This window comes from Kineobactrum salinum (assembly GCF_010669285.1).
Classification (GTDB): Bacteria; Pseudomonadota; Gammaproteobacteria; order Pseudomonadales; family Halieaceae; genus Kineobactrum; species Kineobactrum salinum.
In genome coordinates this window covers 284,474-309,223 of the sequence record NZ_CP048711.1, presented here as the reverse complement: position 1 = coordinate 309,223, position 24,750 = coordinate 284,474, and the positions used below count along the sequence as shown (strand labels likewise).

Sequence of the window (24,750 nt, the reverse complement as noted above, 5' to 3'; positions counted from 1 at the left end):
GCTCCGTAGCGGTGTTGCTCAGTTATCCCGTATGTTCAGCCCACTGATCCTTCCAGGCTGACTTCCAGCAATTTGCCGGCTTCCATTGCAAATTCCATCGGCAATTCGCGGAACACCTCCTTGCAGAAACCGTTGACGATCATGGACACCGCCTTTTCGGCATCCAGGCCGCGTTGCTGACACAGATACAACTGGTCGTCGCTGACCTTGGAGGTGGTGGCTTCGTGTTCGATCACCGCGCTGGGGTTGCGGCTCTCGATGTAGGGGAAGGTGTGTGCCGCACTGCGATCGCCGATCAGCAGCGAGTCGCACTGGGTATAGTTGCGGGCTCCCTCGGCACGGGGGCTCATCCGGACCAGGCCACGGTAGGCGTTGGAGCTGCGTCCCGCCGAAATCCCCTTGGAGATGATGGTGGAGCGGGTGTTCTTGCCCAGATGTATCATCTTGGTGCCGGTGTCTGCCTGTTGCGCGTTGTTGGTCAGTGCCACCGAGTAGAACTCGCCCACGCTGTTGTCGCCGCGCAGGATGCAGCTGGGATACTTCCAGGTGATGGCCGAGCCGGTTTCCACCTGGGTCCAGGAAATCTTGGCATTGCGGTGGGCCACGCCGCGCTTGGTCACGAAATTGTAGATGCCGCCCTTGCCGTTGGCATCGCCGGGGTACCAGTTCTGTACCGTCGAATACTTGATCTGGGCGCCGTCCAGTGCCACCAGTTCCACCACCGCGGCATGCAGCTGATTCTCGTCCCGCATCGGCGCGGTGCAGCCCTCCAGATAACTGACGTGGCTGTCCTCGTCGGCGATGATCAGTGTGCGTTCAAACTGGCCGGTCTTGGGATCGTTGATACGAAAATAGGTGGACAGTTCCATGGGGCAGCGTATGCCCTTGGGGATATAGACGAACGAGCCGTCGCTGTAGACTGCACTGTTCAGGGCGGCGTAAAAATTGTCCCTGCGCGGCACCACGCTGCCCAGATATTTGCGAACCAGCTCCGGGTACTCGCGCACTGCCTCGGAAATGGAACAGAAAATCACGCCCGACTCTGCCAGCTTCTTGCGGAAGGTTGTGGTTACCGAAACCGAGTCGAATACCGCATCGACTGCGACGCCGGCCAGGGTGGCCTGTTCGTGCAGTGGAATACCGAGCTTGTTGTAGGTGGCAATCAACTCCGGATCCACCTCGTCCAGGCTCTTGGGGCGGTCCTTCATGGTCTTGGGCGAGGAATAGTAGGAGATATCATTGAAGCCCACCGGCGGATAATCCACGTGAGCCCAATCGGGCTCAGTCATTTCCTGCCAGCCGCGATAGGCCTCCAGGCGCCACTCCAGCAACCACTCAGGCTCTTCGTTGCGGGCGGATATGAAGCGGATCACATCTTCATTCAGCCCCGGGGCAGCGTGTCCGACTCGATATCGGAGCTGAAACCGGCCGCGTATTCCTTGCGGATAAGGTTGTCAATCTGTTCCTGAGACATAATTCATGACCTGTCATCATTGCGGGCAGGGAGCCGGTTCACCCGGGACCCGTCTGGCGTGAGCACCATTTTCTCATGTGCGCCGCGCCCTGTCTGCGGCCCGTGGTGGTTTTCCAACACTGCCGCTGTGCCACAATCGCAACGCGTCGCTGCCGATTGCTATACCTGAGTATTTTAGTCGACTATTAGGTTCGACGCAATCGCGGGGTCAGCGACACGCCGGCTGATGCTGATGCTGATGCTGATGCTGGCCATGGCGTTGTTGTGGTAGGCAGAGAGGGTAGGGAGCGTAGACGTCGCATGCCGATCATTGCTGTCCCATTTTTAGTGGAATATTTGGCTATGATACCGGATCGTCGGGCGGCAGGGCGGCACTTCGGTTGCCGAGACATCAACCGGGGTGTGGTGTTCAAGACACGCCGTGAACCCCTCCCTGGGGGCTCGTATGCGACATCCATGTCGCATACGGTCTTGAACACCACACCCCGGTCGATATCTCTACTTCTGTAGCCGACTCAGGGACAGCAATACTGCCCAACTCAATTAAAAACTGTGAAGGTAGGTCTGCCTCGGCAGGGGGACTTCTAGAGACCGTTTGCAGCATGGATGCTGCAACCGAGCCTCCATGGATGGATTTACGGCGTGTCGCTAGAAGTCCCCCTGGCGAGGCAGACCGGGACTCTTGCTCCGTCCAGGACAGACCGGAACTCTTGATGCCGACCGGACGGACTCGGTCAGCTCCCGGCGGCTGCCAGTTCCGGTTGGTGTTGGATGATGGCCTCGCGGTAGGCTGCCGGGATACGGATGGATTTGCGCGTCACCTTGTCCACGAACACCTGGGTGAGGCTGCCGCGGGCGAGGATTGCCGCGTCCGCCTCCCGCCGCAGTTCAAAGGTCATCTCGGCACTGCTGCGTCCCAGGCGGGTATAGCCCACCGCGACCTTTATCCGGTCAAAGGCCGTGCACTCGCCCAGATAGTCGCAGTTGACATTGACCGTGAAAACAAAGCAGGGAGCCAGCGATGGATTCATGCTGCTGTAGCCCAGGGTCTCCATGTAGGCGCCGGCCGTTTCGTCCGCCAGCACCAGGTAATTGGCAAAATACAGGTGTCCTTGGGCGTCCGTGTCGCGATAGCGTACCCGTACGGTTTCCGTAAATGGCAGCTCGGTCGTCAAGTGTTGGTTCACAGTGTCAGGGCATGTTCAATATAGGACAGGTGTTCAAGGGTGATATCCGCATCCAGCCCCTTGCCGCCAGGTTTGCCATCTGCCCCCTGAGTCAGCAGCGAGGGCGGTTGCTTGCTGCCGGCAAACGGTGCCGCCTCGTATTGGTAGGGGCGTCCCCAGGGGTCCGTCGGCACAGCCGGCAGGTAGCCGTTGGCAGGGGCCTTGCGCGGGTTGGGTTGCTCGCTGGCTGGCGCGGCCAGCGCCTGCAGGCCGCGCTCGTTGGTCGGATAGGCCGCGTGGTCCTGGTAGTACTGCTCCAGCAAGCCCGACATCAGACGCAGGTCGGCCGCGACCTGGGCGAGTGCTTCGCTTGAATTCCCGTCCACCTGGATGGAAAACTGCTGATAGAGATGCAGGGCCGGGTCTTCACTGCAAAAAATCGCCCGATCCGCAGCATTGGGAGCGACCTGGACCTCGCCTGCGCGGTAGACAAATATCCGCCAGTGACTGGTCTCGCCAAATCGCTGGATGGCGCGGTACTGGCCGCAGACTACGGAACCCGGGTATTCCTCCAGGTTGCGAAAGTCCAGTGATTCCACGTAGCGGAGATTGGCTGCCACTGCCTGCTCGGCGTCGCGCACCGGGTTGGCGCAGGCGCCCAGCAGGACGGCCAGGGCAATGGTAGCGAACGCGGTTCTCATTCGGCTTCCCCCGCTGCGGAGTCGGTCTCCACCACCTTGCGCAGCGCCACCGCATTCATGCAGTAGCGCAGTCCGCTGGGGGCGGGGCCATCGGGAAATACGTGGCCCAGATGGGCATCACAGGTGTTGCAGATCGTCTCGATGCGGTTCCCGCCGAGGGAGCTGTCCAGGCGATAGGCAATCGCGTTGTCGCGTACTGGCTGGGTGAATGAGGGCCAGCCAGTGCCGGATTCGAATTTCTCGTCGCCGTCGAACAGCAGGGTGCCACAACATACACAGCAATAGGAGCCGGGCTCGAAACGCGAGCACATATCGCTGCTGAAGGCGTGTTCGGTGCCGGCCTGACGGGTGACGCGATACTGTTCCGGCGACAGCAGTGCGGCCCACTCCGTCTCGCTGCGTTCCACGCGCCGGTCCGGGGCGGGGGTGCCGCCGCTAACGAAGCGTTCGATGTCCTGCCAGTTGAGCATGGGTCTGATCCTTTTCGGTTGGCTGCTCGGAAGACACTTTTCGGCACCAGAGGTTCAGTGCCGGCAAGCGCAGCGCCGCCTGGGTAAACGGTACGCTGGCACTCTGTGGGCGGGATGATACCATTGCCGGAGTCATTGTCCCCATGTTTCAACGCAGGAGCTGTCATGACTACCCAGCCTGAATTGACCGCCGCGAACTGCCTGGCCGCCACCCACGAAGTCAGCAACCAGCCGGATCCGTTGCTGGACTACAATCTCTACACTACCGACGCCGCCCTGCAGGAGGCTGTAAAGCGCCACGGAGGCATCTGGGCGGAAGCGGAAATCAGCGCCCACGGTGCCCGCTGCGGTGAGAGCCGGACCTATGACTGGGGCTTTCTGGCCAACGAGTACAAGCCCCGTTTCTTCTCTCATGACCGCCAGGGCTACCGGGTAGACCTGGTCCGCTACCACGAGTCCTATCACGCCCTGCTGGGCCTGGGCCTGGAGGCCGGGTTGCACAGCAGTCCCTGGACCGACCCGGGGCCCGGAGCCCATGTTGCGCGAGCCGCGAAATATTACCTGCAGAGCCAGGTTGAATCCGGCCACGGCTGTCCCCTGACGATGACCTTTGCCTCGATCCCGACCCTGCGGCTGACGCCGGCCCTGGCGCAGGCGTGGATTCCGAAGGTACTCAACCGGGCCTATGATCCGGCCAACCGTCCCCACACCGACAAGCAGGCGCTGACGATCGGGATGGGCATGACGGAGAAGCAGGGCGGCTCTGATGTAAGGAGCAACACCACCAGTGCGATGCCCGTGAATGCGGCGGGCCCGGGCGAAGAGTACGAGCTGGTGGGACACAAATGGTTTACCTCGGCGCCGATGTGCGATGCGTTTCTGGTGCTGGCTCAGGCCAGCGCCGGCCTGAGTTGCTTTCTGGTGCCGCGCTGGCGACCGGATGGCAGCAAGAACCCGCTGCAGGTGCAACGCCTCAAGGACAAGATGGGGAATGTGGCCAACGCCTCGTCGGAAATCGAGCTGCGCGGCGCACTGGGCTGGCTGGTAGGCGAGGAGGGCCGCGGGGTTGCCGCCATTCTCGAGATGGTGGCGATGACCCGTTTCGATTGCATGCTGGGCTCCAGTGCCGCCCAGCGGCAGGCGGTGGCTCAGGCGGCGAACCATGCCGCCGGGCGCAGCGCTTTTGGCAAATACCTGATCGATCAGCCGCTGATGCGCAATGTGCTGGCCGATCTGCAGCTGGAGCTGGAAGGTTCGCTGGCTTTCACCATGCGCATGGCGCAGGCACTTGACCGCAGTCTGGCTGCCCAGCCCGATGAGCACGACCGCCTGCTGTTGCGACTGGGCCTGCCCACTGGCAAGTACTGGATTTGCAAGCGCGCCCCGGCGCACACTTACGAAGCAATGGAATGCCTTGGTGGCAACGGCGTGAGCGAAGACTTCATTCTCGCCAGGCTGTACCGGGATGCGCCGATCAATGCGATCTGGGAAGGCTCCGGCAATGTCCAGGCGCTGGACATGCTGCGCGCGGTGGAGCGCAGCCCCCAGGTACTGGATACCTGGTTCGCGGAATTGGACAAGAGCCGCGGCGGTCACCGGCTGCTTGATGAGTCCATACACTCTCTGCGCGAGCAACTACAGGACACCGATCAACTTGAGTATCGCGCCAGGACCCTGGTAGACCAGCTGGCGTTGACGATGCAGGCCGGCCTGCTGCTGCAAGCGGGCAACACGGCTGTGGCAGAGGCATTTATTGCTGCGCGACTCGGTCAGCAGGGCGCGCGTCACTATGGCACCTTGCCGCGGGGTCTGGCGGTCGATGAGTTGGTTGCTCGCGCGCTGCCGCGAGTGAGCTGAGCTGGCGCATGGGCGGTGTCGGATCGCTGCTGGACGTGATTTGTTGCGCCGTGCTGCAGTATACTCGGCGCTCGTATAAGCAATACCTACTACATTTCAATACAGGGAAGCTCATGTCAGCTGGGGTAAGGGCGTTTGGGGCAGTGTTTTTTGGCGTGCTGCTGAGCGCTTGTCAGAGCGCGCCGATGGTGGTTGACAGCTCCAATTGTCCCGTAATCAGGGAGCCTGTTCCCTGTCCAGTCTGCGAAGTGCCGCAGTGTCCGGAACCCGAAGTCATAGAGCGTATTGTGCTGCAAACGGCGCCATCCCAGCCGGGGCCGGAAGGCCCGCGTACGGCGACCGCTGGCGAGCTGGACCTGCCGGTGATCGGCACTGTGGAGTACGTCGTGATCGAGCCGCCGGGCCTGCGCCTGGAGGCAATGATAGACACGGCGACCGATTTGACGACCATCAGGGCGGGCAACATCCGCACGGTGGAGAAAGACGGCAAGCGCTTTGTACTGTACACCCTGGTGGATCCGGAAACCGGGGAAGAACAGGAGATGGAAACCCGGCTGCGGCGCCGCGCGGCGGCCCGCAACGGTGAGGGCAAAAACTATGTTGTGCTGATGTGGCTGACGCTGGGCGATTACCGGGCCCGGGTGGAAGTGGGTCTGTCCGATCGGACCGATATGGCGTACCCGCTACGGGTGGGGCGCAACCTGCTCACCGATGTCGCCATCGTCGATGTCAGTCGTAAACACACCCTTGATCGCTGACCGGTTCCGCCCATGATCGCATCGCGCACGCAGATTGGTATCGTCGCGGGTATTCTGATCCTGTTTGGCCTCGGCCTCACCGCCTACAAGGTGATAAGACTGGATTTGCCGCTCTGGCCCGGTGAGTCGCGGGAAGTCTGGACTATTGAATCCAAGGTCAACTTCAAGCCCAGCGACGGCCCGGTGGAGGTGGAACTGCAGCTGCCCCGGCCGCTGGGTGGCTGGGTGTTGCTGGAAGAGCATTTTGCGTCTTCGGGGTTTGGTTTTACCGTAGTGGATGAGACAGAGGGCAAGCTGGCGCGCTGGACCCGGCAGACGCTGGAAACTCCCACCACGCTATATTACAAGATGCAGGCCTACCGGGCCCGCCTCGACACCCTGCCGGGTTTTCCGATCAGCGAGCCGGATTCCCCGCTGCTGGAAGCGGATCAGCGGGCAGCAATGGAGCGGCTGGTGGCCGATCTGCGCGAGCGCTCCACCGGGCCGGCCACCTTCGTGACCCTGCTGATACAGGAGCTGTCCCGATCGCAACCAACCCAGGATGCGGAGTTCCTGCTGGGCACTTACCGGACCGCGAAGCTGGGGGTAATGCTGGATGTGCTCGCCTTTGCCGGCATCCCCGCCCACACCGTACGCGGTATCCGCCTGCAGGATGGCCGGCGCAGGCAGGTGCTGAGCTCACTGCTGGAAATTCACGACGGCTCCAGCTGGCAACTGTTTGACCCGGTGACCGCAGCGGCGGGCCTGCCGGATGATTTCTTTGTCTGGCAGCGCGGCCCCGGTGCCGTGCTTCGAGTAGTGGGCGGACGTGACTCCAGCCTGGAGTTTGCGCTGATCAGCAACAACCTGTCGGCCAAGACCGTGGTCAGCATGGAGCAGCGCCGGGATGACTTCGCGCTGCTGGACTTTTCCATCTATGCACTGCCGGTCGAGCAACAGGGGATTTTCAAGGGCATCCTGTTGCTGCCGGTGGCGGCCTTCGTGGTCGTCTTGATGCGGATAGTGGTAGGCATCAGTACCTCGGGCACTTTCATGCCCATTCTGATCGCGCTGGCATTCCTGCAAACTACGCTGTGGGTCGGGGTGGCAATCTTTCTCAGTCTGGTCAGCGCGGGGCTGTGGATTCGCTCCTGGTTGAGTCACCTCAATCTGTTGCTTGTGGCCAGGGTATCGGCAGTGGTGATCGTGGTGATTCTGCTGATGGCTATCCTCGCGCTGGCCAGTTACAAGCTGGGGCTGGACCAGGCCCTGACAGTCACCTTCTTTCCCACTGTCATTCTGGCCTGGACCATAGAGCGGATGTCGATACTGTGGGAAGAGGAGGGCGGCCACGAGGTCCTGGTGCAGGGCGGTGGCAGCCTGCTGGTGGCGGTCTTGGCCTATATGGTGATGTCCACCCGGGTCGTGGCGCATCTGACCTTCAACTTCCCCGAGTTGCTGATCAGCTTGCTGGGGGTGATCCTGCTGCTGGGCAAATACACGGGCTACCGCCTGTCAGAGCTGTACCGCTTCCGCGATATGGCGAAATTGAAATGATTCGCCTGGTTTCTCCCGCCGCGCTGCGCCGGCTGGGCATCCTCGGCATGAACCGGCGCAACATCACCTTCATCGGGGAAAACAATCCGCGCCGCAACTACCAGCTGGTGGACAACAAGCTGCAGACCAAGAAGGCCGCGCTGGAACGCGGCATCGTGGTGCCCGAGCTGTACGGCGTCATCGATCACCAGTTCCAGATCGACCGCATGGTGGAAGGCCTGCTCGATAAAACCGCGTTCGTCATCAAGCCGGTACAGGGCAGTGGCGGCAAGGGCATTCTGGTGATCGTCGACCGCGACGGCGACAACTTCATCAAGGCCAGCGGCGCGGTAGTCGATGCCGGTGCGCTGCGCCGGCATACCTCCAATATCCTGGCGGGCTTGCACAGCCTGGGCGGGCGCAACGATTGTGCAATGATAGAGGCACTGATCGACTTTAATCCGGCACTGGCCACTTACAGCTATGAAGGCGTGCCGGATATTCGGGTGATCGTCTATCGCGGGGTGCCGGTAATGGCGATGATGCGCTGCGCCACCCATGCCTCCGACGGCAAGGCCAACCTGCACCAGGGGGCCGTGGGCGTGGGGCTGGATATCGCCACCGGCCGCAGCATCGCCGCTGTCCAGCATGGCCATCTGGTCACGCATCATCCTGATACCGGCGCCAGCTTTGCGTCGCTGCGGCTGCCGGACTGGGACGCCATTCTCGATCTGGCGGCCGGTTGTGCGGACATGACGGGCCTGGGCTACCTGGGAGCCGATATCGTGCTGGACCGGCACCGGGGCCCCATGTTGCTGGAACTGAACGCCCGGCCCGGTCTGGCGATTCAGGTGGCCAATCAGGAGGGTTTGATCCATCGTATGACGCAGGCCGCAGAGATCGCCGCCACCGCGGCTGATCATGCCGGCCGCATCGCCCGGGCCAGGGAGCTGTTCCGGGTGCCCGAGACCGCTTTTCCGCCGGAGGCCTGAACCGGTCCCGGCGCACTCCGCTTGCAATGTGGCGGCATTCGCGTACTATGCGCCGCTTCGCACCTGCTGGCGGTGCTCGTCCTCGTCAGCATCAATTCTTTATTCCACGAGATCGCTGACTATGAGCTTCGACAACCTTGGGCTGTCTGCCAGCCTGTTGCGCGCTATTGCCGACCAGGGCTACACCACTCCCTCACCCATCCAGGCCAAGGCCATTCCGCTGATTCTGGAGGGGCGTGATGTGATGGCTGCGGCCCAGACCGGTACTGGCAAGACTGCCGCTTTCACTTTGCCGCTGCTGCACCGTCTGACCGACGGCAGGGCCGTGCGTCCCAATCGCTGTCGCGCGCTGGTGCTGACGCCGACCCGGGAGCTGGCTGCCCAGGTCCAGGGCAGTGTACGCGACTATGGCAAGTACGATGGCCTGACTTCCGCCGTTGTATTTGGCGGGGTGAAAATCAATCCCCAGATCGCCCTGATGCGCCGCGGCATCGATGTGTTGGTGGCAACGCCCGGGCGCCTGCTGGATCTACATGGTCAGGGCTTCATCGATTTCAGCGACGTGGAGGTACTGGTCTTCGACGAAGCCGATCGCATGCTGGACATGGGCTTCATCCACGATATCCGCCGCATTGTGAAACTGCTGCCGGTGAAGCGCCAGACGCTGATGTTCTCGGCAACGTTTTCCGCTGAAATCACGCAACTGGCCCAGGGCTATATGCAAAATCCGGTGAAGGTGGAAGTCAGTACACCCAACGCTACCGCCGACACCGTGACTCAGTGGGTTTACCCTGTTGACAAGAAACGCAAGCCCGAGCTGCTCAGTCATCTGGTCCGCGACAATGCCTGGAACCAGGTGCTGGTATTCACCCGTACCAAGCACGGTGCCAACAAACTCAGCCAGTTGCTGGAAAAGGACGGCATTCGCGCCGTGGCGATCCATGGCAACAAGAGCCAGAACGCCCGCACCAAGGCGCTGGGCGACTTCAAGTCGGGCAAGATACAGGCGCTGGTGGCCACGGATATTGCCGCGCGCGGCCTGGACATCGAACAATTGCCTCAGGTGGTGAATTTCGATCTGCCGAACGTGGCGGAAGACTATGTACACCGCATTGGCCGTACCGGGCGTGCCGGCGCCGCCGGCATAGCGTATTCCCTGGTCAGCGCCGATGAGGCGGATTACCTGTACGGGATCGAAAAACTGATCCGCAAAAGTCTGCCTCGCGAGGAAATAGATGGTTTCGAGCCCGAGCACGCCGTGCCCCAGGGGCGTCCGGCCCAGCAGACCCGGCCTCCGGCCAGACGCGGCGGCGCTGGAGCGCCACGCGGCCAGCAACCGGCCCGCCGCCGCCGTGGCGGCAACGGTGGCCGCGGCAATGTGTCCGGCAGTCGCGCTCCCCGTTAATGAGGCTCGGGGCCAGGCGGCTCGGCTTCTGACTCCGGTGAAGGTTCCGCAGCGGGTTCGTTGATATCCATCGCACCGGCCGGCTGCAGGTCGCCCACGGCGTCCTCCGGTCCGCGCGGATCGAGCCCAAAGCCGGTCGGGGCTGCTTCGGAGGCCGCAGCCGAGAACGGCACATGGTCTTCTATCGCCACTATCTGATTGCTGTCCCGGGTTTGAACCGCCAGGTAGACAGCGAACAGCGCCCCCAGTGCGGCAAAGGCCCAGAACAGTGCAGTGGCGTCAAACAGACTCATCAACTGGCCCAGCATGACGGGCGCGCTGGCCGCGCCCAGCGCGTTGAGCATCAATACCGAGGTGCCGATTTCGACGAATTCCTCGGCCGAGGAATTGTCTGCCGCGGTGGCCAAGGAAATGGCATACAGCGGCATTGTTACCGCCCCGAACAGAAATACGGTCAGCAGGTGCAGCTCCGTTCTCACTGTCAGTGCCACGGCCGCCGATGTCACCACAGCCAGCAGGCTCAGCGCCAGCAGCACATGGCGTCTGTCGACGTGATCCGAGAGCCAGCCTATCGGATACTGAAACAGGGCTCCGCCGGCAATGCCGGCAGTCATAAACCAGGTCACATCGGTCACGCTCTGGCCGTAGCGGCGGGCGAAGACGGCCCCCAGCGCCCAGAAGCTGCCGACCACCAGACCTGAAAGCAGGGTTCCGGCGAAGGCTGCTGGCGAGCGCCTGTAGAGGAGGTTGAAGCGTATCCGGGTGGACTCGATCGGGCCGGGCCAGCCGGCTGGTAAGACCCACCGGCACAATCGCCAGCGCCATGAAGAGCGCCGCCAGCGTGAAAGGCGTAGAACTGTCGGCCGGGCCGATATTGATCAGAACCTGTCCCAGCGCCATCGAGGCGAGGATGATGAAGGTGTAGATGGCCAGTACCTGGCCCCGGGACTCGGGCCGGGTCTGGTCGTTGAGCCAGCTTTCGATCACGGTGTAGAGGCCACAGATCATGGCGCCGGTGAGAAACCGCAGCAGCATCCAGGGCAACCAGCCATCGAGCATCTCCAGCGAGAGTATGGCGCTGATCATTACCGCTGCCAGGACGCCGAAGCTGCGGATGTGACCCACCTTGGCGATGATTTTGGGGATCAGCATGGAGCCGGCGACGAAGCCAATGAAATAACACGAAGCGCTGACCCCGATGAGGAAATCCGACATGCCGTTGCTGCTTGCACGCAGTGGTGTGAGCGTGAGCTGCATGCCCTGGCCTATCAGCAGCAGACAGGTGGATAGCAGCAGCGAAGTGAGTGTAAGCAGCGTTCTCATCAGGTCTAATCCGGTGGGTCTGGGCCAAAATTTTTGCAGCGCCAAGATTACACGCTTTGCCTGACGCGACAAACCGCTGTCTGCCCAAAAAGGCGGGGCGGGAATAGCCGCGAACCGTGCCGGGAGCGGCAAGCTGACATCAGCCAGCCGTGCCGCCGGCGCTGTCCCGGCCTCTATTGTGGTAGAGTGGTATTCACAGCTGCCGGCCGCCTCTATATCATTAATCCTGAATAATTTCCGTCCCGCATGTTGTTGGCAATATGACAGTGAGAGCTGGTCTGCGTGCATTCTGACAATGCGTTGTGGCATACAGCACAGACCGGCCATCGAGGATCTGATACGTGTGTAACAGGAGTCGCCACATGATCCGCAACTGGTTGCGTACAAGCCGGGTGTTGCCGGTAATTACCCCGGGTGAGGTGGACACTACCCTGCATCTGGTCCGCACCCTGGCGGCAGCGGGCATGCCCGCGCTGGAGATTACCCTGCGCGCGGAGTCCGCGCTGGATTGCATTCGTGCAATCCGCAGCGAACTGCCGGAGCTGCGTCTGGCTGCGGGCACTGTGTTGACTCCGGAACAGCTTGAGCAGGCGCTGGCAGCGGGCGCCGAGCTGCTGCTCAGTCCGGGAGCCACGCCGGCGTTGTTGAGGGCCGCACGGGAGGCGGGGGCGCCGTTGGTGCCCGGCGTTGCGACTGCATCCGAAGTGATGGCGGGGCTGGAGCAGGGCTTTGACTGCTTCAAGCTGTTTCCGGCGGCGACAGCCGGCGGCATGGCCTTGCTGAAATCGCTCGCGGGGCCTTTCCCTGCGGTGGGTTTTTGTCCCACTGGAGGGCTGGATGCCGACAATTTTCGCGCCTTCCTGGCGCTGCCCAATGTCTTGTGCTGTGGCGGCTCCTGGATGGTCGACAGGGCGCTGATAGAGGCCGAACGCTGGGACGAGATCGCCTATCTCGCATCCCAGGCAATGCGCGAATCCTAGGGCCATGGTAATAGTGTGAGCAGGCTCCAGGTCATGTCATTCCTCTTTTGAGCTGACGGGCAGATTCACCGGCCGCTTTAATCCAAGGCAAGCGAAGGAGTACACAGATGTCACAACAGCAGCCCGTCAGGCTGGGTATTATGGGCTTCGGCCAGACCGGCCGGCAGATCTACGAGCTGGCATCGCGCAGCGAGGATGTCGAAGTGGTGGCCATCGCGGATATTGGCGCGCCCGAGATCCTGCACTACCTGCTCGGCTCGGAAGTGAATGAGCCCGAACGCCACCGGCTGGAAGGCAATTTCCTGGTCAATCCCCGTTTCCGTGCCCGCTTGATGCGTATCGACCAGCCGGCGGAAATGCCGTGGGACATCTTCGGTGTCGACGCGGTTATCGATTCCACCGGCAAATACCGCGAACGCAGATACATGGAGGATCACCTGGGCAATGGCGCTCCCAGGCTGTTGTTGCGAACCCTGCCGCTGGATCACATCGACCGGATAGTGATACCGGGCATCAATCACGATCACGCCCAGGTGGCTGATCGCATGATCTCCGCCGGCTCCGCCACCACCACGGCGTTGTGCCTGTTGCTGCATATTCTGGGCAGTGAGTTCGATATCGAATGCGCCGCGATGACCTCAATCCACGCCTACACTTCCGACCAGGCCCTGCAGGACTACGCCGGCAGCGACTTCCGGCGCAGTCGCTCGGCAGCCCGCAATATCATCCCCAATACCCACGAGGCCGGCATGTGGCTGGGACGGGTGCTGCCGCAGTTCGACGGCAAGGTGGTTACCTCCGCCCTCAACGTGCCCATTCACGAGGGCTGCCTGCTGGATGTCAACCTGGTTGTCGCCGACAGCGCGGTCACCCCGGATGACATCAACGAAGCGATGCGCAGGCATGCGCCGACCTACCCGGGGGTGGTGGCGGTATCCGAGGATCCGATTGTGTCCTCGGATGTAATCGGTAATGCCCATTCCCTGCTGTTTGATATCAAGGGCACCATCAAGGCCGGCAACAACACCATCAAGACTCTCGGCTGGTATGAGAACCTTGGCCATGCGGCCAGGCTGCTGGACGTGGTGCGTCTGTATCGAGAACTGGACCGGCAACGGGAGGCAGCGTAATGAGAGTTGCAATCAACGGATTCGGGCGCATCGGCCGTTCAGTATTTCGCATCCTGGAAAATGTCCCGGGGGTGGAGGTGGTCGCCATCAATGACCTGTTTGATCACGAGGTACTGCGCTACCTGTTGGACTATGACACGGTGATGGGGCCATTCGGCAAGGCGTTGAAGCTGGAGGGCGATGAGTTCGTGACCGCCAAGGGACGGGTCCGGCTGCTCAGCGAGCGCGATCCAGCGGCTCTGCCCTGGGGCGAGATGGGAATCGACGCGGTGGTGGAATCCACCGGCGTATTCCGCAAACGCGCCCAGTTGGAGCAGCATCTCGCAGCGGGCGCTGGACGGGTGGTGCTGACGGTGCCGGCCGCCGATGCGATCGACTACACCGTCGTGCTGGGGGTCAATGATGACGGTCTCACCCAGGAGCACCGGATTATCTCCAACGCCAGCTGTACCACCAATTGCCTGGCGCCGATGGCCAGTGTGCTGGATCGGGCCTTCGGTATCGAGGAGGGCGTGATAAATACCGTCCATGCCTACACCAATGACCAGCGCCTGGCCGACGTACCGCATTCGGACTGGCGCCGCAGCCGTGCCGCCGCCGAGAATATCATTCCCACCTCCACCGGTGCCGCCAAGGCGGTCGGCGAGGTCCTGCCGCAGTTGCAGGGCAAGTTGCACGGTATCGCGGCGCGGGTACCGGTGTCAGACGGCTCGGTGGTGGACCTGTTCGTCAAGCTGTCCCGGAACGTCACCGTGGAGGAGGTGCACAGCGCGGTGCGGGAGGCGGCCACTTCGCCCGTGCTAAAGGACATTCTGCAGTTCAGCGACCAGCCTATTGTGTCATCGGATATCATCGGCAATCCCCATTCCTCGATCTACGATTCCGGCTTTACCGCGGTCATCAATGACCGCTATTTGCGGGTGCTGAACTGGTATGACAACGAGTGGGGCTATTCCAGCCGGGTCTGTGACCTGCTCACCCGCCTGGGCCAGTGGTAGCGTGGATACGGTCAACGGAGAGGAACGCGAGGTCTACAGCCAGCTGCGCAGCAACGTCAGTTTTCTGGGACGGTTGCTGGGAGAGACCATTGCGGCGGCGGACGGCGAAGCCTTCCTGGAGTTGGTGGAAAAAATCCGCCGGCTGTCCAAATCCGCCCGCGCCGGCAGTGACAGCGCCAGCGATGGCAGTGCCCATGATGAACTGCTGGAGGTCCTGCGGACGCTGGACAGTGTCCAGCTGGTACCGGTGGCGCGCGCCTTCAGCCAGTTCCTGAACCTGGCCAATATCGCTGACCAGCACAACACGGTCTCGCGCCAGATGGATCCGTTGTTCTCGGCTTCCCGCAATCTGCTGGGCAATTTGAATGACTTGTTGCGAGAGGGGGTATCGCGCGAAGCGGTGGTCGCCTCCGTCAACGCACTCAGCATCGAACTGGTGCTGACCGCGCACCCCACCGAGATCATGCGGCGCACGCTTATCCACAAGCATACCGAGATAGGCCGCTGCCTGTCCCAACTGGAATTGCAGGGGCTTACCGAACGCGAGCAGGAGCAACTGCAGAGCCGGCTGCGCGAATTGATTGCCCAGATATGGTACGGCGATGACTTTCGCAGCGAGCGCCCGTCGCCGGTGGATGAGGCGAAGTGGGGCTTTGCGGTGGTGGAGGACTCGCTGTGGCGGGCGGTGCCCGAATTCCTGCGGCGGCTGGATACGGCCCTGTTCGAAACCTGTGGTGAACGCCTGCCCCTGGACGCGGCGCCAGTGCGGTTCGCCTCCTGGATGGGCAGCGACCGCGACGGCAATCCCAATGTGACCGCCACCGTCACGGCCGAGGTGCTGTGGCTGAGTCGCTGGCAGGCCACCCAGCTGTATCTGCAGGATGTCAACCGGCTGGTCGAAGAGCTGTCGATGACAGTCTGCAACGACCAATTACGCGCTGTGGCCGGCAGTTCTCACGAACCCTACCGGGCAGTGCTGCGCACGCTCCGGGAGCAGTTGCGGGGCGATCTGCAGCTGATAGAAGAAGTGCTGGACAGCGGCGCACCGCCAGAGCGGGCGCTGTTGCAGGAAGCGGATCTGTGGGACACATTGCAGCTATGCTATCAGTCGATGCGCGATTGCGGCATGCAGGAGATTGCCGATGGCGCGCTGCTTGACCTGCTGCGGCGGGTGCGCTGCTTCGGTGTCCATCTGGTGCGCCACGATGTCCGCCAGGACAGCGCCCGTCACACTGCCGCACTGGCGGAACTGACAACCTACCTCGGACTGGGCGATTACGCTGGCTGGGATGAAGCGACCCGGTGCGCCTTTCTGAGCCGGGAACTCAGCGGCCGGCGACCCCTGATCCCGCCCCGCTGGGAGCCTTCGGCAGAGGTTGCCGAAGTGCTGGCCACCTTCGCGGTAATCGCACGCCAGCCCCGCGACGCGCTGGGTGCCTATGTCATCTCCATGGCGCGGCAGGCCTCCGATGTACTGGCCGTGCACCTGTTGTTGCGGGAGGCGGGCTGTCCCTTCGAGCTGCCGGTGGCGCCGTTGTTTGAAACCCTCGACGATCTGTCACGGGCCCGCGAGGTACTGGCTTCGCTGCTGGCCGATCCCTGGTTTCGCGGCCGTATCGGCGGCCGCATGATGGTGATGATCGGTTATTCCGATTCCGCCAAGGATGCGGGCGTACTGGCGGCCTCCTGGGCCCAGTACCGGGCCCAGGAGGAACTGCTGGCGGTGTGTCAGCAGCACGATGTCAAACTGACCTTGTTCCACGGTCGTGGCGGCACCATAGGCCGCGGAGGCGCACCGGCGCAGGCAGCGCTGTTATCGCAACCGCCCCGCTCCCTGGAACAGGGACTGCGGGTGACCGAGCAGGGCGAGATGATCCGCGCCAAACTGGGCTGGACCTCGCTGGCGGTAAAAACGCTGGCGCTGTATACCAGCGCCATCTGCCGCGCCAACCTGCTCACGCCGCCGGCGCCGCAGACCGCGTGGCGGGAGCTGATGGAGACCCTGTCGCAGGAGTCCTGCGCCGCCTATCGCCAGATAATCCGGGAAGAGCCGGACTTTATCGAGTACTTCCGCCACGCCACCCCGGAGCAGGAGTTGGCCGGGCTGCCGTTGGGCTCCAGACCCGCGCGCCGGCGCAACGGCGGCGGGATCGAAAGCCTGCGGGCCATCCCGTGGATTTTCGCCTGGTCCCAGAACCGGCTGATGCTGCCGGCCTGGCTGGGTGCAGGCGGGGCGTTGCGGGGTGCGCTGGAGCGCGGCGATGCGGCGCTGCTGAGGGAAATGGCCGCTGCCTGGCCCTTTTTCGCCACCCGCCTGTCGATGCTGGAGATGGTCTATGCCAAGGCCGATGTGGGCTTGTCGGCGCATTACGACGAATGCCTGGTGCCGCCGCCGCTACAGCACTTGGGCGTGACCCTGCGCAGCCAGCTGCAGCAGGATGTCGACACGGTGCTGGAAATCAGCGGCAGCGAGACCCTGCTGGCGGACTCTCCGTGGATACGCGAGTCCATCCAGCTGCGCAATATCTACACTGACCCGCTGAACGTGCTGCAGGCGGAGCTGTTGCAACGCCAGCGTGCCCAGCCCCAGCCCCTGCTCGAACAGGCGATCATGGTGACAATCGCGGGTATTGCAGCCGGAATGCGCAATACCGGTTGATGCCACTGTTCTGTAAGCACTCCTTCAAGACGAAGGGCACTTACTTTATTTATTAGGGCTTTTGGGACTTCGTAGCCCGGTCAACGTCCTGGGAGGGTGCTTTCGAGACACGCCGTGAACCCATCCATGGGGGCTCGGTTGCAGCAGAGCCTGCCCCGCGAGCGCAGCGAGTGCTTTGGGCATCCATGCTGCAAACGGTCTCGAAAGCACCCTCCCAGGACGCTGACCTGCCACCAGCGTAAGTAAAGTAAGTACCCGTCGTCTTGAAGGAGAGTGGCATTTGCTTTAGTCGGTCTTGCTGAACGGATTCAGGAACGAAGTGCGGTACCGGAATCGAAGGCAGGAAGCGGGAACGCCCTTGCAGGACCGTCGGAGGCATGGATGCCGACGCCGAGCGTACAGGGATGTATTCACAGCGTGTCCTGCAAGGGCGTTCCCGCTTCGTGCCGCCACCGCTCTGTATTAAGAACGACCAACCCGACGAGGGTTAAGTAAGTACCCTCCGTCTTGGCGGAGTACTAGGGTTTGGCGACCAATGCATGCGCCTCTTCCAGGGCCCCGGCCGGAATTTCACCCACCAGGATAACGTGCCAGTGGCGCGGACCATGGGCGCCCATCACCAGTTTCCCTTCTACATCCGCAGTGCTCGATGGGCCGGCGATAAACTGGATGCCGCGCGGTCGGCCGTGGTCGCGGATGTCTTCCCGTATGCGTTGCCAGGCAGCTTCCAGACTCACGACCAGATCTTCGCGGTTGACCAGCACCAGGTGGTCTTCCGGCAGCAGGGTATTGCGGGCAGAATTGGAGCGGCCGGTGTAGGTGACAATGGCGCCGGTCTCGGCGACCGCCACCCGGGCGTAACTGAGCGCCGCCGAGTCACTGTTTTCCGCAGTGCCGAATCGTGGCAATACGCCGGCCTCCCGCCAGGGCATTGCCGCCAGCCGGGGATCGTTGCCGGCCACCAGCTTGTGAGTCCGAAAGCGCCGGTACAGGTAGCGCCCGATCAACTGCACCGCGTCATTGCGATTGTCGGCGCAGTCCACAGTGCCGCTGTTAAGCAGCACATTGGCCAGAAATGCCGTGCAGGGTCAGTCGAGGGCGGGCGTGCCGCCGCCGCGCTGCCGAAGCTTTCCAGCTCCTTGGCGATCCGCTCCGGCGAGGCGCTGCTGCCCGCCTGCCGGATCCTGTCCAGGATTGCGCTGCGCGCTGAATCGCTCATCGTGGCCGGGCCCTGGCGCGGGATTTGCGGCGCTGGTATTGCTGCATGAACGTCCGGCCCTCCGGTGCCGGAAAGTCCCGGTGAGTGGTCCAGCCACTGGCCCATGGCAGGCGCCGGAATGAACCCCGGCGCCGGCCCAGCCGGGCCAGCACCGGTAGTAGCAGACCGGTCAGGAAGCGGTACAGGCGTGGTCTGGCCAGCAGCCGGGCGTGCAATCTCAGGCCCCGGCGCCAGCGCGGCGGGTTGAGCTGTTGCAGGCTTTCCTGCTGGCGCAGATCCCGCAACAGGTCGGGCAGCGGAATATTGGCGGGGCAGACTTCGGCGCAGCGTCCGCAGCTGGTGCAGGCATTGGGCAGGGCATTGCTCTGTTCCAGCGAAGTCAGCAGCGGGGTCAGTACCGAGCCCATGGGGCCGGGGTAGACCGAGCCATAGGCATGGCCGCCGACGGCCACATAGATGGGACAGTGATTGAGGCAGGCGCCGCAGCGGATACAGTCCAGCATTTCCCGGTAGTCGGAGGTCAGTATCTCGCTACGCCTGTTGTCCAGCAGAATGATGTGGGTTTCCAGCGGGCCGTCGGTTTCGTCCTCGCGGCGGGGCCGGAATAGAAACTGGTGTAGGCCGTTTGTGCCTGGCCGGTAGCCGAGCGCACCAGCAGTCGCTGCAGGGCCGCCGCGTCATCGGCCCGCGGCAGAATACGCTCCATGGTCGTGCAGATGATGAGCACCGGCGGCAGGTTGGCGCACAGGTCGCCGTTGCCCTCATTGGTGACCAGCATGGAGTAGCCGTTTTCTGCGATCAGTGCATTGGCGCCGATAATGCCGACATCGGCCTGCAGGAATTGCTCGCGCAGCAGCGTTCTGGCCTCGGCGACGATGTCTTCGACCTGCTCCAGCGGTCGCGCTCCCAGCTTGTGCTTGTCCAGGAACAGTTGTCGTATTTCGGCCTGTGATTTATGCAGCGCGGGACCGACGATATGGCTGGGGGTTTCGCCCGCCTGTTGGATGATGTATTCGCCCAGATCGGTCTCCACCACTGTCAGCCCGGAGCGCTGCAGATGGCTGTTGAGGCCGGTCTCCTCGGTGACCATGGACTTGCCCTTGATCACCCGGCGGGCCTGATGCCGCTGGCAGATCGATAACACCAGGTCGTTCATCTGGGCGCCGGTGCAGGCAAAATGCAGCTGGTTGCCATTGCTGACCGCCTCTTCCTCGAAGCGGGTGAGGTAGTGTTCCAGGTTGTCACGGGTGTGGCTGCGAACCTGTTTGAGGTGGGCGCGCAGAGCGTCAAAATCGCCGTAGCGGGCCACTGCTGCGTCCCGTACCAACGGCATCCACAGGCCCAGCTGATCCAGCCGCAGCGCCTTGTCCGGTTGCTGCAGGGCCGCGCTGGACCGCTGCATGAACTGCTCGCTGCTTGACGTCACCCGGGCTCCCCGATAGCCGGACCGCGGGGGTCGCCGGCGAGCAGTTCGGCAATATGGCGCACCTCCAGCGGCAACTGGCGCCGTCGCGCCCGGCCGGCGATATTGAGCAGGCAGCCGAGATCGCCCCCTACCAGCAACTCGGCGCCGGTCGCCAGTGCATCATCCAGCTTGTCATCCACCATTTTGGCGGAAATCCCGGGCATCTTGGCACAGAAAGTGCCGCCGAAACCGCAGCAGACTTCCGGCCGGCTCAATTCGCTGATCTGGAGCCCGCACTGCTCCCGCAGCAACTGCCTGGGCTGGGCCTTGATGCCCAGTTCCCGCAGGCCGGCGCAGCCGTCATGATAGGTCACGCCGGGCCCTGCGGCGGCAACCCCGGTGACCGCCGGCAAGGGCGCCACCTCGGTCAGAAAGTGGGTCAGCTCCCAGGTCTTCGCTGCAAGTGCCAGCGCCCGCTGGCGCCATTCGCCCTCGAACAGGGCCGGGTAGTGCTGTTGCAGCATGCCGCTGCAGGAGCCGGAGGGAATGACCACATAATCGTAGGGTTCGAAGGTTTCTATCACCGCTCTTGCCACCGGCACTGCGGCGGCTATCTCGCCGCTGTTGTAGGCCGGCTGGCCACAGCATGTCTGTGCAGCCGGCACCGCTACCCGGCAACCCGCGCGTTTCAGCAGGCGGATGCTGGCGAAAGCCACCGACGGCCTGAACAGGTCGGCCAGGCAGGTCACGAACAGGGCAACCTGCAGTTTGCGCTGGCGGCGTGGGCGTTGGGGTACTGCGTTGGCTGGCTCCATGCGGGCAAAAGGCTCCTCACTCAGTGGCTGGCAGTAACCGCAGCCGGGGCGGTAAACAGCGAGTATAACGAAACCCTGTCCGTCGCGTCGCCTCAGGCAAAAACAAATGCCACCGCTGTCACCGCCAGCGCGAGGCTGCCGGCAGCGAGCGGCAGCAGCGGATGGCGATGTTCACACAGCATCACCAGCAGCCTCCCGCTGTCCAGCCGCTGTGCGTTGGCAAGCACCGGCGGCATGAATTGGCGCCACTCGGCGGTCTCGAATTCGGGCAGCCAGCGGCTGCCGGTGTAGACCAGAACCTCATCCAGCAACAGGAAATAGCGGTGTCTGTGAATCTGCGGACCGGCGCCGATCTGGTAGACACCGCGGTGGTCGACCAGTACCAGTTCCGTGCCGCGTACCCCGATATGGCCCGGTACAGCGCCAGCCCATAACCGCAACCGGCGCAGGCAGGGGCGTGCTGGCAGCGACAGCCAGTGCAGCCGGGTTATATGGGGGTCCAGAATGGCAGCATTGCGGTACCTGAAGTGACTGAACGTCCGGTATCGAAGCTGTTGCAGGCCGGCAAACAGCAGCGCTGCCACCGTCCCCAGCAACAGGGTTGCGCTACCCAGGCGTCCCAGCCTGGCGATGATCATCCGCCGGCGGGTCGCGTCCTCCGCCAACGTTTGTGCCGTCGCCGACTGTAGTGGCGCCTCGGCAACAGCGGTCTCGCTGAAACGCAACAGGACGGTCTGCCGCGGGTCCAGCACCAGCAGTTTCTCCTGCCAGGGGATCAGGCTGGCGGGGCGGTGATCCGGCGGCAGCGGCACGGCGGCGACAAAACGCCACAATTCGTCGAAACGGAACAACTGGCGATCTCCCGTGGCCGGGTCACCCAGCACTGTCCACCAGTACTGCCCTGCCCAGGTGAAATCGTGGTTCTGCGTGAAGGTGGCTCCGTAATCGCCTGCCGGTAGCAACAGGATCTGGTCCAGTTGTTCGCCAAAGGCCTCTTGTTCATAGCGCAACACATTGATGGCGGGCCCTTCGTCGGCGTTGACGAACAGCAGGCCGCCGTGGATGCGCAGCACCGGCCGTTGCGGCAGTGCCAGCGGGCGTGAGGCCAGCTGGCGCCCGCTGTAATCATGCAGTGACAGCTGCTGCCGTGTGTGGCTGGCGAGGATGAGCCGGGCGCCGTGACGATCTGCCGCGAGCGCATCGGCGGCGAGGGGGCCCTCGCTATTGGACAACCCGGTACAGCTGCCCGGCAGGGTGGCACAGTGGAACACCTGGCGGCTGCCAGCCGGGGTCTCGACCAATAATACCAACTCGTCGTCGAGCAGGTATTCCAGTGCGACAACTGGCCCTGGCAGTTCCAGCTGCTCAAGGTCGAAAACGCCGGTTTCAGCCCCCGAGCGATCGTGGAACAACAGCAATGAGTCCGTACTCAGCACGAGTTCCCCGCGCTGGTTGCCGGCAGCGGCAGACAGCCGTGGTGCATCGCTGCGTGAGCCGGCTGCCGCCACATACCAGATCAGTAGCAGTAGCAGTGCCAGCATGGCCAGTGCTGTGGCCAGCGCCAGTCGCCGCAGACGCGTGGCGCCAACTGCCCGACCGGACAGCGCCCGACTGTTCTGGAAGGGCCGCAGGGCGTAGGGGTTGGGTGCCGCTCCCGGTGCCGGCTGCCGATTGGCAGGGTGGGGCGTGGTCAGTGGCCGCGGTCGGGCACCGGACCTGCCGGTCTGCCTGGCCGCGCCGGCGGTGGCAGGCACCGGAGCAACATCGGCGGGTGCCGCCGCAGGATCCGGTTGCACCGGCCTGGCAGCGGTTTTCGCCGGGGCGCTGCTGCTGGCGGGCACTGCCACCTTGACCAGGGTGGTTTCCAGCCCCAGATGACGCAACTTGAGATAGTACTCGGCCGCCTGCTTGCGGTTCAGGTTGCGTCGCAGCGTTATTTCGCCGCCGGCAAAAAACGGTTCGATGCGAGCCGGATCGTCAAGCCCGAAAAAACGGCCAAAGCGCTCTCTGGCGACAGCCGGGTCGACCTCCGGGAGAATACTTCCCCGAAACGTGAGATCGAACCGGCTCACCTTCCGCTTGCGCCTCAGTGAATGCCGTGCATCATCTTTTTGAGCAATGGCGAGATCAGCAATTGCAATACGGCAATTCCCAGTCCGACATACATCAGGGTGGTAAACAGTTCGGTATAGGTTGCCAGCGCACCTCCCACGTCAGCCACACCTCCCTGTACGGTTTCCAGCGCGGCAATCTTCGACAGTTGCGCGGCGACATGCTGGGAGTAGGCCGTGGCCAGGAACCAGGAGCCCATCATTACGCCGACCACGCTGGGCACGGCCAGTTTGGTGACCGCCGACAGCCCTACCGGGGACAGGCACAGTTCACCGCCGGTGTGCAGCAGATAGGCCAGAACCATCCAGTAGCCGGCTACCAGGCCCGCTTCATTGGGCGTCGCCGCTCCCAGTACCAGGGCACCGAAACCCAGCCCGGCCTGGGCTATGCCGAGAGCGAATTTGACCGGGGTACTGGGCTCCAGGCCGCGGCGTCCCAGGGTGGTCCAGAGTATGGCGAATACGGGCGCGAACAGGAAGATGAAGAATGCGTTGAAGAAGCCGAACTGGGCTGCGGTGAACTCGATGCCGAACACATTGCGGTCCATTACCCGGTCCGCATACAACGTCATGGACGCGGCGCTCTGCTCGAACAGCGACCAGAAAACAACGCTGGCCATGGTCAATACCATCAGCACGATCATGCGGCTGCGCTCTATGGCATCACATTTCACGACAATGAACCAGGTCAGCGCCGCCAGCACAAACACTGCCATGCCGTTGAGCAACACCCCGACAGCGCCGTGAAACTGCAGCATTTGCCAGGCCGCGACTACGCCGGCGAACCCGGCCAGGTAGATGGTCCACTCCCTGTTCAGGCCCAGCGGCGACTTCTCCCGCAGTTTTTCCGGCTGCGCCGGTTCTCCATGGCCGTGCAGGTATTTCTGGCCGTGCAGAAAGGTAGCCAGGCCCACCAGCATGCCGATGCCGGCGGCGCCAAAACCGTAGGCCCAGCCATAGGTAACGCCGAGATAGCCGCACAGCAGGGTCGCAGTCAGAGAGCCCAGGTTGATACCCATATAGAATATCGTGAAGCCGGCATCGCGGCGCGGGTCATCGGTGGCGTACAGCTTGCCGACAATGGTGGAGATATTGGGTTTGAGGAAGCCGACACCGACCACGATCAGGCCCAGGGAGAAGTAAAAAACCTGCAGGGCGCGCTCATCCCTCACCACGGCATCGCCGAGCAGGCGCGCCTGCTCGCCCTCTACCGCCATCCCGAGATGACCCAGTACCAGCAACAGGCCGCCGAAGATGACGGACTTGCGCATGCCCAGATAACGATCGGCCAGCAGGCCGCCGATAACCGGCGTGGCGTATACCAGTGCCGCGTAGCCACCCAGTACTTCAAGTCCGTTGGCATCGGTGAACAGGTGGTATTTGGTCAGGTACAGCAACAGCAGGTACTTCATGCCATAGAAAGAAAAGCGTTCCCACAGCTCGGTGGTAAAACAGACGTACAGTCCCTTGGGATGACCGAAGAAACCGGTATCAGTGGCGGGGTCGATTGCTATGGCATCAGTCATCAACAGCGGTCCTTGTACTGGGGTGGGTCGTGCCGCCGCCATTGTATAGAATTTGTGCGGCCTGTGCCGCGGCTTTGTGCGCCGTGGCGCTGGCCGCTCCCGGGCCGGTATCTGCCGAGGAAGAGATTGCCCTTTTCACAAGAGTTTACTTGAGCTGTCCAGCCAAGACTCCTAGCATGCGCACTCCGGAATTCGCGCAGTAAGGGCCTACGATGTGTTTTGATGTTTTATCTGACAGCTCAATGA

General features: G+C 62.9%; 19 protein-coding genes and 2 pseudogenes. 9 read left to right on the top strand and 12 right to left on the bottom strand.

Annotated features, from left to right (window positions below; translation table 11 throughout):
- Positions 1–35: 35 nt before the first annotated feature.
- From sufB to msrB, 4 genes and pseudogenes are all read right to left on the bottom strand, one after another.
- Positions 36–1,474, bottom strand: a pseudogene (gene sufB / locus G3T16_RS01355) (Fe-S cluster assembly protein SufB).
- Between the two features lie 734 nt (positions 1,475–2,208).
- Complete coding sequence (locus tag G3T16_RS01350; RefSeq protein WP_163493502.1) at positions 2,209–2,649, bottom strand: acyl-CoA thioesterase; 441 nt, start codon at positions 2,647–2,649, stop codon at positions 2,209–2,211.
- Positions 2,650–2,657: 8 nt separating this feature from the next.
- On the bottom strand, positions 2,658–3,341 hold the full coding sequence (locus tag G3T16_RS01345) for a type II secretion system protein GspG (protein ID WP_163493501.1): 684 nt from the start codon (positions 3,339–3,341) through the stop codon (positions 2,658–2,660).
- Entirely contained in the window at positions 3,338–3,811 is a 474-nt protein-coding gene (gene msrB, locus G3T16_RS01340) for a peptide-methionine (R)-S-oxide reductase MsrB (RefSeq protein ID WP_163493500.1), read from the bottom strand. The genes G3T16_RS01345 and msrB overlap by 4 nt, the downstream gene beginning before the upstream one ends.
- Before the next feature lie 165 nt (positions 3,812–3,976).
- On the opposite strand from msrB, the gene G3T16_RS01335 reads away from it, so the two are divergent.
- The 5 genes from G3T16_RS01335 to G3T16_RS01315 all read left to right on the top strand — a co-directional run bounded on the left by G3T16_RS01335 (position 3,977) and on the right by G3T16_RS01315 (position 10,338).
- Complete coding sequence (locus G3T16_RS01335) at positions 3,977–5,668, top strand: acyl-CoA dehydrogenase family protein (RefSeq protein WP_163493499.1); 1,692 nt, start codon at positions 3,977–3,979, stop codon at positions 5,666–5,668.
- A gap of 185 nt (positions 5,669–5,853) precedes the next feature.
- On the top strand, positions 5,854–6,426 hold the full coding sequence (locus G3T16_RS01330; protein WP_197911835.1) for a putative ATP-dependent zinc protease: 573 nt from the start codon (positions 5,854–5,856) through the stop codon (positions 6,424–6,426).
- A 12-nt stretch (positions 6,427–6,438) separates the two neighbouring features.
- Positions 6,439–7,962 carry an inactive transglutaminase family protein gene (locus G3T16_RS01325; protein WP_197911834.1) on the top strand — a complete coding sequence of 508 codons (1,524 nt, stop codon included), beginning with the start codon at positions 6,439–6,441 and terminating at the stop codon, positions 7,960–7,962.
- On the top strand, positions 7,959–8,933 hold the full coding sequence (locus tag G3T16_RS01320) for an alpha-L-glutamate ligase-like protein (RefSeq protein ID WP_197911833.1): 975 nt from the start codon (positions 7,959–7,961) through the stop codon (positions 8,931–8,933). Before G3T16_RS01325 ends, G3T16_RS01320 begins: the two co-directional genes overlap by 4 nt.
- 121 nt (positions 8,934–9,054) lie before the next feature.
- Positions 9,055–10,338, top strand: a complete 1,284-nt coding sequence (locus tag G3T16_RS01315) for a DEAD/DEAH box helicase (RefSeq protein ID WP_163493497.1) — start codon at positions 9,055–9,057, stop codon at positions 10,336–10,338.
- Here G3T16_RS01315 and G3T16_RS21490 read toward each other — a convergent pair.
- Positions 10,335–11,030 carry an MFS transporter gene (locus G3T16_RS21490; RefSeq protein ID WP_232059216.1) on the bottom strand — a complete coding sequence of 232 codons (696 nt, stop codon included), beginning with the start codon at positions 11,028–11,030 and terminating at the stop codon, positions 10,335–10,337. The two genes, G3T16_RS01315 and G3T16_RS21490, sit on opposite strands and share 4 nt — an antisense overlap.
- A 67-nt stretch (positions 11,031–11,097) precedes the next feature.
- Positions 11,098–11,595, bottom strand: a pseudogene (locus G3T16_RS22935) (MFS transporter); the annotation flags it as partial.
- A gap of 428 nt (positions 11,596–12,023) precedes the next feature.
- Here G3T16_RS22935 and eda point away from each other — a divergent pair.
- The 4 genes from eda to ppc all read left to right on the top strand — a co-directional run bounded on the left by eda (position 12,024) and on the right by ppc (position 17,428).
- The gene (eda, locus tag G3T16_RS01305; protein ID WP_163493496.1) at positions 12,024–12,641 is read left to right on the top strand and encodes a bifunctional 4-hydroxy-2-oxoglutarate aldolase/2-dehydro-3-deoxy-phosphogluconate aldolase; all 618 of its coding nucleotides are present in this window, start codon (positions 12,024–12,026) and stop codon (positions 12,639–12,641) included.
- Between the two features lie 107 nt (positions 12,642–12,748).
- Complete coding sequence (locus G3T16_RS01300) at positions 12,749–13,771, top strand: glyceraldehyde 3-phosphate dehydrogenase NAD-binding domain-containing protein (RefSeq protein WP_163493495.1); 1,023 nt, start codon at positions 12,749–12,751, stop codon at positions 13,769–13,771.
- On the top strand, positions 13,771–14,769 hold the full coding sequence (gene gap, locus G3T16_RS01295; protein ID WP_163493494.1) for a type I glyceraldehyde-3-phosphate dehydrogenase: 999 nt from the start codon (positions 13,771–13,773) through the stop codon (positions 14,767–14,769). The genes G3T16_RS01300 and gap overlap by 1 nt, the downstream gene beginning before the upstream one ends.
- The gene (ppc, locus tag G3T16_RS01290) at positions 14,738–17,428 is read left to right on the top strand and encodes a phosphoenolpyruvate carboxylase (protein ID WP_232059214.1); all 2,691 of its coding nucleotides are present in this window, start codon (positions 14,738–14,740) and stop codon (positions 17,426–17,428) included. The genes gap and ppc overlap by 32 nt, the downstream gene beginning before the upstream one ends.
- A gap of 518 nt (positions 17,429–17,946) precedes the next feature.
- Here the strand turns inward: ppc and G3T16_RS01285 are convergent.
- From G3T16_RS01285 to G3T16_RS01265, 6 genes are all read right to left on the bottom strand, one after another.
- Positions 17,947–18,492 carry a LutC/YkgG family protein gene (locus G3T16_RS01285; RefSeq protein ID WP_163493492.1) on the bottom strand — a complete coding sequence of 182 codons (546 nt, stop codon included), beginning with the start codon at positions 18,490–18,492 and terminating at the stop codon, positions 17,947–17,949.
- Between the two features lie 151 nt (positions 18,493–18,643).
- On the bottom strand, positions 18,644–19,150 hold the full coding sequence (locus G3T16_RS21480) for a 4Fe-4S dicluster domain-containing protein (protein WP_232059213.1): 507 nt from the start codon (positions 19,148–19,150) through the stop codon (positions 18,644–18,646).
- A 17-nt stretch (positions 19,151–19,167) separates the two neighbouring features.
- Positions 19,168–20,073, bottom strand: coding sequence for an LUD domain-containing protein (locus G3T16_RS21475; RefSeq protein WP_232059212.1), 906 nt, complete (start codon positions 20,071–20,073; stop codon positions 19,168–19,170).
- Entirely contained in the window at positions 20,070–20,867 is a 798-nt protein-coding gene (locus G3T16_RS01275) for a (Fe-S)-binding protein (RefSeq protein WP_163493491.1), read from the bottom strand. The genes G3T16_RS21475 and G3T16_RS01275 overlap by 4 nt, the downstream gene beginning before the upstream one ends.
- 92 nt (positions 20,868–20,959) lie before the next feature.
- Complete coding sequence (locus tag G3T16_RS01270) at positions 20,960–22,939, bottom strand: hypothetical protein (protein ID WP_163493490.1); 1,980 nt, start codon at positions 22,937–22,939, stop codon at positions 20,960–20,962.
- A 14-nt stretch (positions 22,940–22,953) separates the two neighbouring features.
- A complete protein-coding gene (locus tag G3T16_RS01265; RefSeq protein ID WP_163493489.1) occupies positions 22,954–24,504 on the bottom strand; it encodes a peptide MFS transporter in 1,551 nt (516 codons plus the stop codon).
- Between the last annotated feature and the right edge of the window lie 246 nt (positions 24,505–24,750).

What these genes read in the sequence shown, in the direction of transcription:
- G3T16_RS01345 (WP_163493501.1), bottom strand. Translation starts at nt 3,341, where the DNA reads ATGAGAACCGCGTTCGCTACCATTGCCCTGGCCGTCCTGCTGGGCGCC.
- msrB (WP_163493500.1), bottom strand. Translation starts at nt 3,811, where the DNA reads ATGCTCAACTGGCAGGACATCGAACGCTTCGTTAGCGGCGGCACCCCC.
- G3T16_RS01335 (WP_163493499.1), top strand. Translation starts at nt 3,977, where the DNA reads ATGACTACCCAGCCTGAATTGACCGCCGCGAACTGCCTGGCCGCCACC.
- G3T16_RS01330 (WP_197911835.1), top strand. Translation starts at nt 5,854, where the DNA reads ATGGTGGTTGACAGCTCCAATTGTCCCGTAATCAGGGAGCCTGTTCCC.
- G3T16_RS01325 (WP_197911834.1), top strand. Translation starts at nt 6,439, where the DNA reads ATGATCGCATCGCGCACGCAGATTGGTATCGTCGCGGGTATTCTGATC.
- G3T16_RS01320 (WP_197911833.1), top strand. Translation starts at nt 7,959, where the DNA reads ATGATTCGCCTGGTTTCTCCCGCCGCGCTGCGCCGGCTGGGCATCCTC.
- G3T16_RS01315 (WP_163493497.1), top strand. Translation starts at nt 9,055, where the DNA reads ATGAGCTTCGACAACCTTGGGCTGTCTGCCAGCCTGTTGCGCGCTATT.
- eda (WP_163493496.1), top strand. Translation starts at nt 12,024, where the DNA reads ATGATCCGCAACTGGTTGCGTACAAGCCGGGTGTTGCCGGTAATTACC.
- G3T16_RS01300 (WP_163493495.1), top strand. Translation starts at nt 12,749, where the DNA reads ATGTCACAACAGCAGCCCGTCAGGCTGGGTATTATGGGCTTCGGCCAG.
- gap (WP_163493494.1), top strand. Translation starts at nt 13,771, where the DNA reads ATGAGAGTTGCAATCAACGGATTCGGGCGCATCGGCCGTTCAGTATTT.
- G3T16_RS21480 (WP_232059213.1), bottom strand. Translation starts at nt 19,150, where the DNA reads ATGCTGGACTGTATCCGCTGCGGCGCCTGCCTCAATCACTGTCCCATC.
- G3T16_RS01275 (WP_163493491.1), bottom strand. Translation starts at nt 20,867, where the DNA reads ATGGAGCCAGCCAACGCAGTACCCCAACGCCCACGCCGCCAGCGCAAA.
- G3T16_RS01265 (WP_163493489.1), bottom strand. Translation starts at nt 24,504, where the DNA reads ATGACTGATGCCATAGCAATCGACCCCGCCACTGATACCGGTTTCTTC.